This window comes from Flavobacterium adiutor (assembly GCF_048282555.1).
Taxonomy (GTDB): Bacteria; Bacteroidota; Bacteroidia; order Flavobacteriales; family Flavobacteriaceae; genus Flavobacterium.
On the sequence record NZ_CP182487.1, the window covers coordinates 2,949,018 to 2,965,432 of the forward strand.

Genomic DNA, 16,415 nt, shown 5'->3' on the forward strand with positions numbered 1-16,415 from the left:
TATGCAAAAAAGACTTGTTATTTTAGTATTAGGGACTATTTTTTCATTCAGTGCTGCTGCCCAAAGTGAAAAAGTCTTTATTACAAACAAAGTAAGCGATACTTATGCTTATGTTGATGTAATGAAAACGTACGAAAGAATTGCTGCAAAAGGCTACAAGTCTGTAGATTTATTTCAAAAATTAGGAGATTCTTCTTTCTCACATTTTAAACTGGAAAAAGCTGCCGAATGGTACAGTAAACTTTTTTCGCTGACTTTGGATTTAGCTCCTGAATATTATTACCGTTATGCTGAATCGTTACGATTCATTTGCGAAAATGAAAAGGCTGATGCTATCCTTGAAAAGCTGAAACTGGTTAAGAAGAAGGTTTGACACATCGTACTTTTCAAAATAATAAAAGCAGCCCGTACAAGAGGTTGCTTTTTATATTTCTATTGATTTATTATTTTCCTTTAAGTAATTTTTCTAAATAATCGATTTTATCTTTTTCCGCCTGAAGCAAATGCTCGTACAGTTTTTTATTTTCTTCTACTGTTTCCATTAATTTATTTAATGGATTGAAAGTGCAAGTAGTGTTGTAAATATTGGGCAATATAGTCTCGATATTCTTTTTCAACATTTAATAAGAGAAATACTTTTTCATTAGTTGCTGTTTTTATACAAAGGTCGCTCGTGTTAAAAATTCCAGTTGGAATCATCACTTGTTTCAAATCCGACTTTTCAAAGGTTTCAAATTCTTCTGGTTTGCTGTAGAAACTATAAATATCTAATGTTTTAAAGCGACCAAAATATTTCTGCTTTTTAAAAAGTATTTCATCTGGATACACTATTAATACTGGAAATTTGGAAATATTTTTACGTAGATAAACCGACGCATAAATCAAAAAAGCGCCAATTGCTGCTATTAAGGTTAAAATATTTATTTTAAGTATTAGTAAACCAAGCACAGCCTTAATACTTATTATCAGTATTATTATTCCAACTATTAAAAGCCTTTTAGATATTTTTCTAATAAATTCTGGATCAGACCCAAAAATTCTATCTGCGTTTTTGTAAGTCTCTTTTATTTTAGGATCAATTTCAAATTGATAAGTGGCATTATAATTTGGATTATAATTCATTTTTTTTGCTTTGGTTAAGTTATTAAGCGAATATATAAAAATACCTTGAATTTATTAATAATTAGAAGTACCAGAATTACCTAAAAGTATCTTCAAACCAAAAAGTATTATAAAAAGAAGTAGAAAGTAGAGAATTGTTTTTTTTCTCATTTTACTGATTATTTTTGTCATTTGTTTCTCAGTTCTATTTTCATTATTATGACCAATTCCACAAAAAATAGCGCTAATTAATTTTATCCGTTTCCGTTTTTAATAAACCGAAATATATTTTAAAATCTCCTTTACATATAATCTAGAAAATCCAAACTGAGCTAAAATGTTTATTCCGATAATTTTTTCTTTAGCTAGATTTGATTTAGTTAATTCTTTACTTTTTTCAAAAACATATTTTTCTGTTCTCTTTCTTAATTCACTAATATATTTCCAGTAATTTTTATTCGATTTATTATTTAACGTGAGTTCGATATAAGGAAGTAAAAAATATTTGGAAAACAGAGATGGTTTTTGTATATTAATGTCTGACAAACAACTAATTACAATTAAAACCATCCCTATGTTATCCAATGCTAAAATTACAGAAATTTACTTTATTATAGACGAATTCTCGAAAGAATTTGATAAAACCATGACTGCTCATAGCTTAAATGAAAAAGATTCTCCAAAGAAAAGAAACCGAAAATTTACGATGACTGATAGTGAAGTTATGACTATTTTAGTGCTTTTCCACGCTATGGGTTACAAAAATTTGAAGCATTTTTATTTGTTTTATATTGGGAAGCATTTGAAAAAAGAATTCCCAAACCTTGTTTCCTATAACAGATTTGTAGAACTTCAAAAAAAAGCTATTGTGCCAATGGCGCTATTTTTGAAAACTTGTTGTTTGGGACAATGTACAGGAATTTCTATTATTGACTCAACCCCTTTACGATCATGCCATATTAGACGAGAAAAACAACACAAAACATTTAAGGATTTAGCAACAAAAGGGCATACTTCAACAGGATGGTTTTTTGGATTTAAGTTGCATTTGATTATAAACGACAAAGGAGAAATTCTTGATTTTATGCTTACTCAAGCCAGTGTTGACGATAGAGAACCATTAAAAAGCAACAACTTTCATAAAAGAATATTCGGAAAACTTTTTGGAGATAAGGGATATATTGGAAAAGATTTGTTTGAACAACTTTTTATTGATGGAGTCCATTTGGTCACTAAAATCAAAAAGAATATGAAGAATAGTATAATGCTTTTACAAGACAAAATTATGCTTAGAAAACGATCATTAATCGAAACTGTTTATGATCAATTGAAAAATATTTGCCAAATAGAACATACAAGACATAGGAGTTTTGATAATTTTATAACAAACTTACTATCAGGACTTATAGCCTATTCTTTTTTTCCTAAAAAGCCTTCTATAAATGTCGATTTTGAAAATAACAGACTTGTTGCTTAAATATTCTTATATCGAACTCACGTTATTTAAAAATTTGTCAAAGAGTTTTTCGCTGGAATAGTTAGTTATACTTATTAACAAATGATCTAAGATTAAAAATTATACATAGTATTGTTATTCATGCAAAGAAAAACTTTATTTGATATTACATGCAGGAAGGAAACAAATCTGTGCGCGCACGAGGAAACAAACGAAACAGAAAAGCTACAAAAACTGCAAAAATTAACCGCTCAGTATTTTACAACGCTAAAACCAACTAATGAAGCCAATTCATATTCCGCGCAATTTAAAGCGGTTAATTATCTAGAACTCGGCTGCATTATTACCGATTTACTTAAATTACGTATTTTAGCACTTGATAATGATATGCATAATTTTTCTAAAAAAGATAAAAGTGCAACTATTAATGTGAGTCTTGTTTCCTATAGATGAAATGGAGTTTTTGGGGTTTGTTGGGGAGGTTGTTAATGAATGATTTTCTTTTTTTATACTTCAAAACGATATAAACATAGCCCGTGGTTGAAACCATGGGCTATGTTTAATAATAGGATATTTAGTGTTTTGTTAACGTGAGCGTCTTGCTCACACAAGACAACTTAGACTGGAATCCTTAATAAGAAATCTTTAATTTCCTAACTTTAGTATCTACATCTAAGTAGCAATGTAAATCTGAATATGTTTGCAGATACATCTTATCAAACTCAAAAGTACTTAAACCAAACATTGATGTTAATTCTTTTTTAGAATATTCAAGATCATCGAAATGAAGTTTCAGCATTTTAAACAAAAGTCTAGGTTCGCCAATTTCAAACTCCAAAGGTTCTTGTTTTCTCCACCCGTAATAGCTTATTTTAGTTACCCATCGTCGATATTGATCAGGTGTTAAATTCCCTAAAGCCCTAGCTCTATATAAAAGCGACTGAATAGAAACTTTCCAATATCTTTTTAAATCACCTAATCTTTCATCATTCAAATAGTAAAGTTGAGATTTTATTTCTGTACTTGGCATCAAGAAACTGGATGCAAATCTATCTGCTTCATTTTCTACATCCCTATCTTCATTAATAATACCTCCCGTAAAATGCATTAAAATATGCCCCAACTCATGAGCAATTGTAAAAATAATCCTTGAATTTGGTATGTTTTTATTTATAATCATTAATGGTACACCCACTGGAGTAATTAGACTAACTCCTGATATCTTTATGTCTGGGTTAAAATCATAAAAATGAATAATAACACCTTGTTGCTCGACTAATTTAATTAAGTCTTTAATCGGACCTTTAGGCAATTTAAAATATTCCCTAACTCTATCTGCCATTTGTTCTGGAGACAATCCCGTTTTTGACAAATCAGTAAACGGTAAATTAATGTCTACATCAACAGCATCAAGTAAATCACAAACATTACCTGCTACAATATTAATTTGTGATTCCAAAAGTCTTGCTTTAGCCATGCTTGTTCCAAGATTTTTTCTAAAATAAAAATGTTTTAATGGATAAACATCATGCTTTTTATAGAAAAATTCTTTTGGATATTCTAGAATTGAACTAAGTTCCGAAAGTACATCATCAGTGACATTTGATAATCCTTTTTCTATTTTTGACAATAGAACTTGCGAAGCTGATCTCATTTCCTTTGCTAAAGTGGACTGAGAATATCCTCTACTTTCTCTCGCTAATTTAATTCTTGCGATATTGATTGTACTCATATCATTTTAATTTGGGATTTTATAGTTTAAATGATGAATAAATCTATTTTGTTTTTTGTTCAGATAAATAAAAAAGCCATTAGGCAAACGAGGCTCTATTTTTTATTTTTTATTAATTTGTTTTTGACTTGAACTTTCCAAGCCTTTCTTTAATCTTACAACTTCTTTATCTGATTCTACAGCATCATTTGTCACAATAAGCTGCTTAACTTCTGATTCACTAAACAAGTTATTACTAGCTAAACTCCAATTAATCTCTTTTTTACTAATCAATGAAGTCACAAAAGCATCCGTTTCATTAAGATTACTCAAATTTGGTCCAATGAACAATACTGGAATGTGGTCTTCCAAACCAGGAAATAAAGTACCATTAAAAAGTTTGGCACTAGTTGGAGTTGGAAAGCAATTTGGCTTATTTTGATTCCCATAAAGCCTTTTTACATACAAAATGTATTTATCCTTTATTATAAAATAGATTGAACCTGAGTTCATTCTAATTTTAACTTTACTATTAAAAACATTATCAGTTTCCATTCTTTTGATAATATGCTCTTTAATAGTTGCATTTAAATCTTGAGAATAAAATGCTCTTTGGTTGTATTTGATTGGATTTTCAAATTTCCTACCATCAACTTCTTTCTTAGCTTTTTTAATTTCTTGATTAAATACTAAAATTACATCACCAATCTCAGCCTTGACAGCTTGAGGATTAGCAACATCCTTATAAATCGGTTCTAGAATTTGTTTTTCCGATTTATTTAAATTATCTTTGCCGTAATGATTAACGACTACACCCTGCCTGGTGTTTTCAACTTTTCTATTCATACTCTGTAAATTATTAAATTGCCCGTTCTGCCTAATGGGCTTTTTTATTAAATGAACTTGCGCAAAAGTACATAAAATTATAACAAAAACCAAACTTTTTTTAAAATATTTTAAAAAAAGTTTGGTTTTTTAGAATTAATTTATTTATTTGCGAAATTAATCGATTAGAATAGAACATATTTAGTTATTATAAATTAACTAAATAGCTCAATATATTTATATCTAAACAAAAAAACTCTCAAGAATGAGAGGTTTTTACATAAATATACAAATAAAAATCCTATATATTCCTTCTATACTGCCCACCCACTTTAAACAACGCCGAAGTAATCTGACCTAAAGAACAAACCTTTGTAGCTTCCATTAAATGGTCGAATAAGTTTTCGTTTTTAATAGCTGCTTGTTGTAAAGCATTTAAATGCTCGTTTACTTTTGCTTCGTGGAAATTATGCAGGTTATCCAGCATCGTAATTTGATATTGTTTTTCTTCTTCGGTGGCGCGAATAACTTCTGCCGGAATTACCGTTGGCGAACCCTTTGAACTTAAGAAAGTGTTTACACCCACAATTGGGAAATCTCCACTATGTTTTAAGGTTTCGTAATACAAACTTTCTTCCTGAATTTTAGATCTTTGGTACATCGTTTCCATTGCGCCAAGAACCCCTCCTCTTTCAGTAATTCTGTCGAATTCTTGAAGAACCGCAGCTTCAACCAAATCGGTTAATTCTTCGATGATAAACGATCCCTGAATTGGGTTTTCGTTTTTCGCTAAACCTAATTCTTTATTGATAATCAGCTGAATTGCCATGGCACGACGCACCGATTCTTCTGTTGGTGTTGTAATCGCTTCATCGTACGCATTGGTATGCAATGAATTACAGTTGTCATAAATCGCATATAAAGCTTGTAAAGTCGTTCTAATATCGTTGAAATCAATTTCCTGAGCGTGTAACGAACGTCCAGAAGTTTGAATATGGTATTTCAGCATTTGTGCTCTTTCGTTGGCTCCGTATTTGTTTTTCATGGCTTTTGCCCAAATTTTACGCGCCACACGACCAATTACTGAATATTCTGGATCTACTCCATTTGAGAAGAAGAACGATAAATTCGGACCAAAATCGTTAATGTTCATGCCACGGCTCAAATAATATTCCACGTAAGTGAAACCATTTGAAAGCGTAAATGCCAATTGCGTAATTGGGTTTGCTCCTGCCTCGGCAATATGATATCCTGAAATCGAAACCGAATAGAAATTACGAACGTTTTTAGTAATAAAATATTCCTGAACGTCTCCCATTAATCGCAAAGCAAATTCGGTTGAGAAAATACAAGTATTCTGCGCCTGATCTTCTTTTAAAATATCAGCCTGAACCGTTCCGCGAACTTGCGATAAGGTTTTTTCCTTTATTTCATTATAAACTTCCTGAGGCAAAACCTCATCTCCGGTAACGCCCAAAAGCATTAATCCTAAACCATTATTTCCTTCTGGCAAATCGCCTTGGTATCTTGGTCGTTCGATGCCTTTGTTTTTGTACAATTTGTTAATTTTAGCCTCAACTTCTTTTTCTAATTCATTTGCTTTAATGTAAATCTCACATTGTTGATCGATTGCGGCATTCATAAAGAAACCTAACAACATTGGTGCAGGCCCGTTAATGGTCATACTTACCGAAGTTAAAGCATGAACCAAATCGAAACCTGAATAGAGTTTTTTAGCATCATCTAAACAGCAGATTGAAACTCCCGCATTTCCAATTTTTCCATAAATATCCGGACGCAAATCGGGATCGTTTCCGTATAAAGTTACGCTGTCAAAAGCCGTAGAAAGACGTTTTGCAGGCATTCCTGCACTTACATAATGAAAGCGTTTGTTCGTTCTTTCTGGTCCGCCCTCGCCCGCAAACATTCTTGAGGGATCTTCACCTTCACGTTTAAACGGATACAATCCCGAAGCAAAAGGAAATTCGCCAGGAACATTTTCCTGTAAATTCCAACGCAGGATATCGCCCCAGCCTTCATATTTAGGCAAAGCAATTTTCGGAATCTGTAAATGCGATAAACTTTCAGAATGTGTTGCAATCTTGATTTCTTTATCACGAACTTTAAACGAGTAAACTGGATTTTTGTATTTCGCCACTTTATCAGCCCAATTCAGGATAATTTCCCAATTGTACGGATCTAAATCCATTTTTACTTTATCAAACTGATTCAGTAAAAGGTTTAAAAAGATTCTGTTTTCGTCGTGTTCAGCGATTCCGGTTGGTAAAACGGTTGAATCGTCGATTCCTGCTTTTATAATTTGAGGCACTTTTCCCGAAACCGATTCGATGGTTTTGAAAATTCCGTATAATTTCTGCGCTACTTTTTGCTGTGCAATGGCTGTTTCATCATAACTTCTGTTATTCTCAGCAATTTCAGACAAATAACGCGTTCTTCCTGGAGGAATCACAAAGATTTTCTCGCTCATTTCTTTGGTGATTTCAAAAGTCGATTTTAAATCAGAATCGGTTTTCTCTGCCACTTTATCCATAATCGCTTTATAAAGCGTGTTCATTCCCGGATCGTTAAACTGCGAAGCAATTGTTCCGAAGACCGGCATTTCATCAGGATTTTTATCCCAAAGATTATGATTTCTTTGATATTGTTTTTTTACATCGCGCAGGGCATCAAGCGCGCCTCGTTTATCAAATTTGTTTAAAGCCACTAAATCGGCAAAATCAAGCATGTCGATTTTCTCTAATTGCGTTGCAGCTCCAAATTCAGGTGTCATTACATATAAAGAAACATCAGAATGATCCATAATTTCGGTATCCGATTGACCAATTCCTGAAGTTTCTAAAATAATCAAATCGTATTTTGCGGCTTTCAAAACCTGAATCGCTTCAGCTACATATTTAGATAAAGCCAAATTCGACTGACGTGTCGCCAACGAACGCATATATACACGAGGATTATTAATGGCATTCATACGGATTCTGTCTCCCAAAAGTGCTCCTCCCGTTTTTCTTTTTGAAGGATCGACAGAAATTAATCCGATTGTTTTTTCCGGGAAATCAATTAAAAATCGGCGAACCAATTCGTCAACCAAAGACGATTTTCCGGCACCACCAGTTCCAGTAATTCCTAAAACTGGAATTTTAGAACTTGTATTGCTTTCATGGATTTTATCAAAAACTGGTTTCGCTATTTCAGGGAAATTCTCTGCAGAAGAAATCAAACGCGCAATTGCTGTTGGCGTTTTGCTTTCAATATGATCGATTTCTCCGTTTAGTTTATCTCCAATAGGAAAATCGGCACGCTGAACCAAATCATTAATCATTCCCTGAAGCCCTAAAGAACGTCCGTCATCCGGAGAATAAATTCTGGTAATACCATATTCGTGCAATTCTTCGATTTCGCTTGGCAGGATTACACCGCCGCCGCCGCCAAAGATTTTAATATGTCCCGCTCCTTTTTCGCGAAGCAGATCATACATATATTTAAAGTATTCATTGTGCCCTCCCTGATAAGAAGTCATCGCAATAGCATTGACATCTTCCTGAATGGCGGTATTGACAACTTCCTCTACACTTCGGTCATGCCCAAGGTGAATTACTTCAACCCCAGTTGACTGGATAATACGGCGCATAATATTGATAGCTGCATCATGACCATCAAAAAGCGAAGCGGCGGTTACAATTCTTACTTTATTTTCAGGAATATATGTTTTTTGTTGTTCCATTTTACGAATATGATAATTTTATAACGCAATTTACAAAATATTTCATCAATTCAATGAAACGCAAGTTTTATGTTAACAAAAAAACACTTCGCATATATACAAAATTTTTATCATCCAAATAAATTTCAGAAAACAAAATAAAACATTGATTTTAAACGAATTAATTTTGTTAGCAAGCTAAAAAAGGATTTAGTTCTTTGAGTTTACGATTAAAAACTCTTTTTAATTTTTGATAAAAATTCGTGTGTTACTCCTAAATAAGAAGACAAATTTTTATTATTTATTTTTTGAGTCTTTTGGGGATACTTCTTTACAAACTCAATATACCGCTGTTTTGAAGTTTTGTTTAAAACATCAAGAAGCCTTTCCTGTATCGCTATATTAGCCCTTTCTACCATCAGGATATGAAACTGAATTAATTTTGGAACCTGCTTAAATAAGAGTGCTTTGTTCAATTTATTAATCACTAGTATTTCACTGTCTTCTATTGCCTTAATATTGTATTTGGTTAGTTTGTGGTAATAAAAACTTTCCAGATCGCACATCCATTCATTCTCGAAAGAAAAGAAAATAACACTTTCTGTTCCGTTTTCATTCAAAATATAGGTTTTAAAAGCGCCTTTCAGGATAAAACCTTCATAAGCATTATTAGAATCCTGAATTTGCAAAAATTCATTCTTTTTTAGTCTAATAAACTCTGTTTTTTCAAGTATAAAGTTCCACTCCTGATCTGTAAGAGTGATTTTTCTTTCAATATTCTGCCTTAGTTCTTCGTACATATTTTTAATTATTTCTTAATTAAAATTTCTAAATTTCTTAAAATTTGGGAGTGAATTTAAATAATGTAATCGATTACGCAAAAATATAAAAATTATATTATACTCAGAATAATAATATAAAAAAAATCAAATATTCAAATTAATTACAAAATAATTGAACAAGTTCAATTTTTACACCAAATTTAATCAAGATCTTTGCATTACTATAAAATGTAGTAATAACCAAACAAAAAAACATTATGAATTTTAAAACCAAATTTGCGATTTCGCTATTTGCGATTACCTTAAGTTTTGCAGCCTGTAACACAGATGACGATCAAAGTAATGATAACACAGCGCTAAGCAATAATGAAACAGTTTCTGCTTCAACTTCAAAAGTTGGGGTTTGCTCTGAAGTGCCGGGATGGGCTTCTCAAAACGGAAGCACAACCGGAGGAGGAACATCGGCAGAAACTACAGTAACCACTTATGCACAATTGAAATCAGCTATTGAAAACAGTGCTGTAAAAGTGATCAAAGTATCAGGCACTATTACTGTTTCAGCCCGATTATCATTACAGGATCAGACTGGTAAAACTATTTACGGCACCAGTGGTGCAAAACTGGTATCAACAAACCAGACTAAAGATGGCTCGGGTATAATCAATATTAAAAGATGTAAAAACCTAATCATAAGAAACCTTATTTTTGAAGGTCCGGGTGCTTATGATACTGATGGATGGGATAACGCAATTCTTGACAACTGCCAGAATGTATGGGTTGACCATTGCGAATTCAGAGATGGTGTTGACGGAAACTTCGACATTAAAAACCAATCTGATTTCATCACAGTTTCATATTCAAAATTCACTTACCTCAAAGCTCCAAAACCAGGTGGTTCAGGAGGTTCAGATGACCACCGATACTCTAATTTAATTGGTTCAAGCGATGGAGCAACTGCAGATCGTGGCAAGTTAAGAATCACATTTGCTCGCTGCTGGTGGGCTAGCGGATGCAAGGAAAGAATGCCTAGAGTTCGATTTGGGAAAGTACATATTGTTAACAGTTATTTCAATAGTTCTGTTAGCAATAAATGTATCGCTGCTGGTTTTGAGGCCAATATAAACGTTGAGGACAATGTGTTTGAAAATGTAAAAAACCCAATTGACCTGATGACTGGTTTTACCGCTGTAACTGTAACATCTGGAAATATTTTTACTAATATAACGGGTACTAAAACAGGACAAAACACAGCTTTTACACCTCCTTATTCGATTATAAAAATTGCTGCGTCTGCTGTTAAATCTGATGTTTCTGCAAATGCAGGGGCTACATTTTCAGGCAACATTTGCGGTTCATTCTAAGTATAAAAAATCGTTTTTACAGGAAAAGCTATCCAATTTGGATAGCTTTTTTGTTATTGCTAATTTGTCAATGATGCTTTATTACAGAACAAATAGATTAACCATGCAGAAAAACAAAATATAACCAGTACTTTTATCATTATAATTTCACATATACTCTCATGAATTTACGACTCCTTTTTCTATTAATTTTTCTATGTCTGAGCATACCGTTTTTCTCACAAACTTTAAACAATCAAAAAACTACATCTATAAATAAGGAAAATGAAAGTGAAATATTAGAAAATACGTACATTAAAATACTTTGGCTGGACAAAAACAATACTGTTCAGTTGAATGAGAATTGCATTAAAACATTAACCAATCAACAACGCGCAGCTTTAGGCTATATTGTGACTTTTATTGGCAATGAATGCTATTGGGATGGAGATAAAAAAAATGATGAAAGTAATTTAAAGTGTAAACTTCTTACTGCTCTTAATCTTGGTTACCAATGTTCTGAGACGCACTTGTCTTTTTTGAAAGAATGGTTCAAAGAAGATAAAAAAGTCATTGAGGATTTAGAGTATTGCGAAAAAAAAGAATCTTCAGCAAAAATTAGAGATGAGCTTATTGAGTTAAAAATGGCCACCAACCAAAATACCATTAAAATTATTTATACCGCAATTGGTGTAGATATGATACATTCTAAAAACTGGAAATGGACTGAAGAATCAACTTATTCATTTACAAAAAGTGAAATCAAACAAACTCACAGAGAAAATATCTACGGTAGTTTCCAGTAGTTTTACATAACTATAACTTTGTTTTTACTAAAAAAACTTAACGCCTTAAAAAAAATAAAATTTCTAAAATAGCCCCGATGGAAGAGATATCCCGCACTTTTTTGTGCGGAATTTAGCGAACAGCGGGACAAAAGTTAATTATGAAACAAAATGTTTATGCTCCTGAAATAAAATTGTGGCTTTGTTTTTGAATAAGTAGTACTTTTGAAACTTAATAAAACCCCATTTAATGAAAAAGATATTACTTCTTGCCGTAGCATTTTCTCTTAATTCCTGTGCACAGGTACAACAAACTTTAAATCAGTTACCACAATTATCATCGCAAATCCCAGGTGTTGGCGGTGTCGATATCGCTTCTGGCTTAAAAGAAGCTTTGAATAAAGGAATTACACAACAGGTGAGCAAACTAACCGCTGTCGATGGTTTCTATAAAAATGAAGCAGTAAAAATTCTAATGCCTGAAGAATTACAGAAAGTGGATGCCACTTTACGAAAAATTGGTCTTAGCTCCCTGGCTGACGAAGGTATCAAAATGCTGAATCGTGCTGCAGAAGATGCAGTAAAAGAAGCTACACCTATCTTTGTTTCGGCAGTAAAAAACATGACTTTTACTGATGCCAAAAATATTTTATTAGGCAATGACAATGCTGCTACAAATTATTTACAAGGCACCACTACTACTGCATTGTATGCCAAATTTAATCCGGTAATCAAAAGTTCTTTTGAAAAAGTAGGCGCTGATGCTGTATGGACAAAAATCATTACAAAATATAACACGATTCCACTAGTAAAAAAAGTAAATCCCGACCTGACAGATTACACAACCAATCAGGCTTTAACCGGCGTTTTTAAAATGATTGCAGTTGAAGAAAAGGAAATTCGAAATAACATCAGCGCAAGAACAACCCCGTTGTTAAAAAGTGTTTTTGCCATACAGGACAAGAAATAAACTATTAACCGATTAACCGAAAAAATAATAATGCAAAAAATAACTATTCTGATACACTGTAAGGATCAAAAAGGAATTATTGCTGCAGTAACCGCTTTTATTGCCAAAGTAGAAGGTAATATTACCTACATCGATCAGCATGTGGATACAGAACAAAATGTATTTTTTATGCGATTGGAATGTGACTTAACAAATCATAATATCCATATTGAGGCCATAAAAGACGATTTTAACCAAACCATAGCAACTGATTTTGACATGTCATGGGACTTATACAATCAGGAGCAGAAACCTAAAATGGCCTTGTTTGTTTCTAAATATGATCACTGTTTGTTTGATATTTTAGGACGTTACAGTGCCGGCGAGCTAAATGTTGAAATTCCGGTTATTATAAGTAATCACAACGATTTACGTTCTATTGCAGAACGTTTTGACATTCCGTTTCACTGTGTTCCTTTCACCAAAGACAATAAAGAAGAGGGCGAAGCCAAACAAATTGAGCTTTTAAAAAGATATCAAATCAATTTTATCGTTCTGGCACGTTATATGCAGATTATTACACCTGGTTTGATTTCGCTTTACGAAAACAAGATCATCAATATACACCATTCGTTCTTACCTGCATTTCCGGGAGCAAAACCATATCATTCGGCATTTAAAAGAGGCGTAAAAATTATTGGTGCCACGAGTCATTACGTGACTGAAGAGTTAGATGAAGGTCCGATTATTGAACAGGATATTGCACGTGTCTCTCATATTCATTCGGTTGAAGACTTTATCATGAAAGGACGTGATCTGGAACGAATCGTTTTAGCAAGAGCCATAAAATTACATTCTGAACGCAAAACAATGGTTTACAGCAACAAAACGGTTGTTTTTTCTTAAAGACTTAAAAACTATAAAGCAAAGAAGCCGTTTCAGATTATTTGAAACGGCTCTATGTATTATAATATTAAAAAATCATTTCCCTTTTCTTCTTTTACGTTCAGCCTTAATCATAGACAATTCACGACTTGTTTGTCCAGCTACAGAAGTATTCTCTTCAGCACGGCGAATCAGATAAGGCATAACATCTTTCACGGGTCCGAATGGCAAGTATTTTGCAACATTATAACCGTTTTCAGCCAGATTGTAACTAATGTTATCACTCATTCCGTATAATTGTCCAAACCAAACTTTGTTGTCGTTTTTGCTAATTCCTTTTTGTTGCATCATTTCCATCAATTTATACGAACTCAATTCGTTATGAGTTCCTGCAAATATTGACATACTATCCAAATGATCCAGCATATACTGAACAGCCGCATCGTAATTATCATCTGTAGCTTCCTTAGAAACACAAATAGGAGAAACATAATTTTTTTCTTCGGCTCTTTTATTTTCTTTTTCCATGTAGGCACCACGAACTAATTTCATACCTATATAAAAACCATCTTTTTTAGCAACCTCATGTAGCCTTTTCAGATAATCCAAACGATCCCATCGGTACAATTGCAGGGTATTAAAAACAATAACCTTATCTTTGTTGTACTTACGCATCATATCAGTCACCAAGTCATCAGCCGCATCCTGCATCCAGCTTTCTTCTGCATCAATTAATAATGCTACATCTTTTTTATGTGCTTCACTGCAAACACGGTCAAAACGAGCTACCACCCTTTTCCATTCTTCCTGTTCTTTTGAAGTTAATGTTTGCTTTTCTCCTAATTTTTCATACAATTCAAAACGGCCTAATCCCGTTGGCTTAAAAACTGCAAACGGAATTGCAAGTCGTTCCTTGGCAAATTCTATTGTTCGCAGCGTCATTTCTAATGCAGCATCAAACTGTTCTTCCTCTTCTTTTCCTTCGACAGAATAATCCAAAACAGATGAAACGCCTTTTGTAAACATTTTATCTACGACAGTAAGACAATCATTTTCATTTACGCCGCCACAAAAATGATCGAAAACTGTAGCACGAATAAGACCTTCAACAGGAAGATGTGCTTTAATAGCAAAATTGGTAACAGCAGTTCCAATCCTAACCAAAGGTTCACTGTCAATCATTTTAAAAAGAAAGTAAGCCCTATCTAGCTCAGTATCGCTTTTTAACGAAAAGGCTACCTGAGTATTGTCGAATATTTTTTCCATTAAGTTTAGTTTTAAGGCAAAGATAAAGAGTGTTCTGAATATTATTTAACAAAACAATTATATTTTTAAAAAAAATATAACACAGAAGCTCTAATTATAAATCTCAATTCCAACTATTACGCTATTAACGAAATGAGCAAAAAAAACAACTAAATATATTTACTGTATATTCAATCAGAAATTCTGTTTGAATTAATATGAAAGCTCATTTTTTAAACAAATTAGAATCGGGTTTTGAATATTATTTAGTTTAAAATGCCTTATTTTGCGGATTCAATTAACCGAAGAATTATGCAATCTATTCAAGCAAATAATTATTTAGTCCATTTTAACCAAAATGCATACGAAGCTTTAAACAACCATTTAAGAGAGAATAAATACTCTACTATTTTTATTATTGTTGATGATAAAACAAATGAGCATTGTTTACCTAAATTCTTGCCTTTACTGGAAACCGATTTAACAATTGAAATTATCGAATTTGAATCGGGAGAAGCGAACAAAAATATAGAAACCTGTATTGAAGTATGGAAAATACTTACTGAATTAGGTGCAGACAGAAAATCGCTTGTCATTAATCTTGGTGGAGGCGTTGTCACAGATTTGGGAGGTTTTGTGGCTTCTACATTTAAACGCGGAGTAAACTTTATCAATATTCCAACCACTTTATTAGCTATGGTGGATGCCTCTGTGGGAGGAAAAACAGGAGTTGATTTAGGAAATCTTAAAAATCAAATTGGCGTGATTAATGTGCCGCAAATGGTTTTAATTGATACAAAGTATCTGGAAACTTTACCAAAAAGCGAAATGCGTTCTGGTCTGGCAGAAATGCTTAAACACGGTCTTATCTATGACGCTGCGTATTGGAAACAGTTTTTAGATTTAAAATCCATAGATTACGCAGATTTTGATGAATTAATCTATCGCTCTGTTGAAATAAAAAATGAAATCGTAATTCAGGATCCAACTGAGAAAAACATACGCAAGGCATTAAATTTTGGCCATACTTTAGGTCATGCTATCGAAGGCTACTTTTTAGAAAGTGAGCATAAAACAACATTACTTCATGGTGAAGCCATTGCTGTCGGAATGATTTTAGAAAGTTATATTTCATTACAAAAAAACCTTATTTCAGCTGAAGAATACGCCGAAATCAAAACGGCAATAAAAAGTATTTACGATGATGTAAAATTTGAAGAGGACGACATAGATCCCATACTAGAATTACTTATCCACGACAAAAAAAATGAGTACGGTTTAATTCAGTTTGCCCTTATTGAAGGCATCGGAAAGATAAAAATTAATCAATCTGTTGAAAACAAATTAATTCTGGATGCGTTTCAGGATTATAAGTCTTAAACTTTTTTTAAGAAAAAGCGTTGCATTAGGTATATATTATTTTTTACATTTGCCCCAATGAAAACAAACAGCAGACAAAGACATTTCAGCTCTTACAGAAACAGACTCAACAGTTCTTTATTAAGGATGTTGAACCGTGTTTACAATAGCAGGAGTCCGTTTTGTCTCGACGTTTTTTTATGCTCAAAGGCAGAGCACGAAAAACTGGAAATTGTATTTGCCAATATCAGGGTTT

At 32.8% G+C, this 16,415-nt stretch carries 14 protein-coding genes and 1 pseudogene; 8 read left to right on the forward strand and 7 right to left on the reverse strand.

Annotation, left to right across the window (positions count from 1 at the left end):
* Window position 1: 1 nt before the first annotated feature.
* Window positions 2–373 carry a flagellar motor protein MotB gene (locus ACNC7R_RS12310; protein ID WP_417941380.1) on the forward strand — a complete coding sequence of 124 codons (372 nt, stop codon included), beginning with the start codon at window positions 2–4 and terminating at the stop codon, window positions 371–373.
* A gap of 70 nt (window positions 374–443) precedes the next feature.
* Here ACNC7R_RS12310 and ACNC7R_RS12315 read toward each other — a convergent pair.
* Together ACNC7R_RS12315 and ACNC7R_RS12320 are read right to left on the reverse strand one after the other, a co-directional pair.
* Window positions 444–572 (reverse strand): annotated as a pseudogene (locus tag ACNC7R_RS12315) (transcriptional regulator); the annotation flags it as partial.
* Window positions 547–1,122, reverse strand: a complete 576-nt coding sequence (locus ACNC7R_RS12320) for a hypothetical protein (protein WP_417941381.1) — start codon at window positions 1,120–1,122, stop codon at window positions 547–549. The pseudogene ACNC7R_RS12315 and the gene ACNC7R_RS12320, both read right to left, overlap by 26 nt.
* A gap of 553 nt (window positions 1,123–1,675) precedes the next feature.
* Here ACNC7R_RS12320 and ACNC7R_RS12325 point away from each other — a divergent pair.
* Together ACNC7R_RS12325 and ACNC7R_RS12330 are read left to right on the forward strand one after the other, a co-directional pair.
* Window positions 1,676–2,578, forward strand: a complete 903-nt coding sequence (locus tag ACNC7R_RS12325) for an IS982 family transposase (RefSeq protein WP_417943171.1) — start codon at window positions 1,676–1,678, stop codon at window positions 2,576–2,578.
* Window positions 2,579–2,698: 120 nt separating this feature from the next.
* Complete coding sequence (locus ACNC7R_RS12330; RefSeq protein ID WP_417941382.1) at window positions 2,699–3,010, forward strand: hypothetical protein; 312 nt, start codon at window positions 2,699–2,701, stop codon at window positions 3,008–3,010.
* Window positions 3,011–3,188: 178 nt separating this feature from the next.
* On the opposite strand, the gene ACNC7R_RS12335 is transcribed toward ACNC7R_RS12330, so the two are convergent.
* From ACNC7R_RS12335 to ACNC7R_RS12350, 4 genes are all read right to left on the reverse strand, one after another.
* Complete coding sequence (locus ACNC7R_RS12335; RefSeq protein ID WP_417941383.1) at window positions 3,189–4,289, reverse strand: ImmA/IrrE family metallo-endopeptidase; 1,101 nt, start codon at window positions 4,287–4,289, stop codon at window positions 3,189–3,191.
* A gap of 102 nt (window positions 4,290–4,391) precedes the next feature.
* Window positions 4,392–5,114, reverse strand: a complete 723-nt coding sequence (locus tag ACNC7R_RS12340; protein ID WP_417941384.1) for a hypothetical protein — start codon at window positions 5,112–5,114, stop codon at window positions 4,392–4,394.
* 280 nt (window positions 5,115–5,394) lie between these two features.
* Window positions 5,395–8,835, reverse strand: a complete 3,441-nt coding sequence (locus ACNC7R_RS12345) for a methylmalonyl-CoA mutase family protein (protein WP_417941385.1) — start codon at window positions 8,833–8,835, stop codon at window positions 5,395–5,397.
* Window positions 8,836–9,044: 209 nt separating this feature from the next.
* On the reverse strand, window positions 9,045–9,614 hold the full coding sequence (locus ACNC7R_RS12350; protein WP_417941386.1) for a Crp/Fnr family transcriptional regulator: 570 nt from the start codon (window positions 9,612–9,614) through the stop codon (window positions 9,045–9,047).
* A 239-nt stretch (window positions 9,615–9,853) separates the two neighbouring features.
* Here ACNC7R_RS12350 and ACNC7R_RS12355 point away from each other — a divergent pair, with 239 nt between their 5' ends.
* The 4 genes from ACNC7R_RS12355 (at window position 9,854) to purU (ending at window position 13,576) form a co-directional block, all read left to right on the forward strand.
* Window positions 9,854–10,957 (forward strand): pectate lyase family protein, encoded by a 1,104-nt coding sequence (locus ACNC7R_RS12355; RefSeq protein WP_417941387.1) that lies wholly within the window; start codon window positions 9,854–9,856, stop codon window positions 10,955–10,957.
* 161 nt (window positions 10,958–11,118) lie between these two features.
* A complete protein-coding gene (locus ACNC7R_RS12360; RefSeq protein WP_417941388.1) occupies window positions 11,119–11,742 on the forward strand; it encodes a hypothetical protein in 624 nt (207 codons plus the stop codon).
* Window positions 11,743–11,971: 229 nt separating this feature from the next.
* On the forward strand, window positions 11,972–12,691 hold the full coding sequence (locus tag ACNC7R_RS12365) for a DUF4197 domain-containing protein (RefSeq protein WP_417941389.1): 720 nt from the start codon (window positions 11,972–11,974) through the stop codon (window positions 12,689–12,691).
* A gap of 30 nt (window positions 12,692–12,721) precedes the next feature.
* Complete coding sequence (purU, locus tag ACNC7R_RS12370) at window positions 12,722–13,576, forward strand: formyltetrahydrofolate deformylase (protein WP_417941390.1); 855 nt, start codon at window positions 12,722–12,724, stop codon at window positions 13,574–13,576.
* A 75-nt stretch (window positions 13,577–13,651) separates the two neighbouring features.
* Here the strand turns inward: purU and ACNC7R_RS12375 are convergent, their stop codons facing one another.
* A complete protein-coding gene (locus ACNC7R_RS12375) occupies window positions 13,652–14,821 on the reverse strand; it encodes a proline dehydrogenase family protein (RefSeq protein ID WP_417941391.1) in 1,170 nt (389 codons plus the stop codon).
* 291 nt (window positions 14,822–15,112) lie between these two features.
* Here ACNC7R_RS12375 and aroB point away from each other — a divergent pair, with 291 nt between their 5' ends.
* Complete coding sequence (aroB, locus tag ACNC7R_RS12380; protein WP_417941392.1) at window positions 15,113–16,180, forward strand: 3-dehydroquinate synthase; 1,068 nt, start codon at window positions 15,113–15,115, stop codon at window positions 16,178–16,180.
* Window positions 16,181–16,415 lie beyond the last annotated feature (235 nt).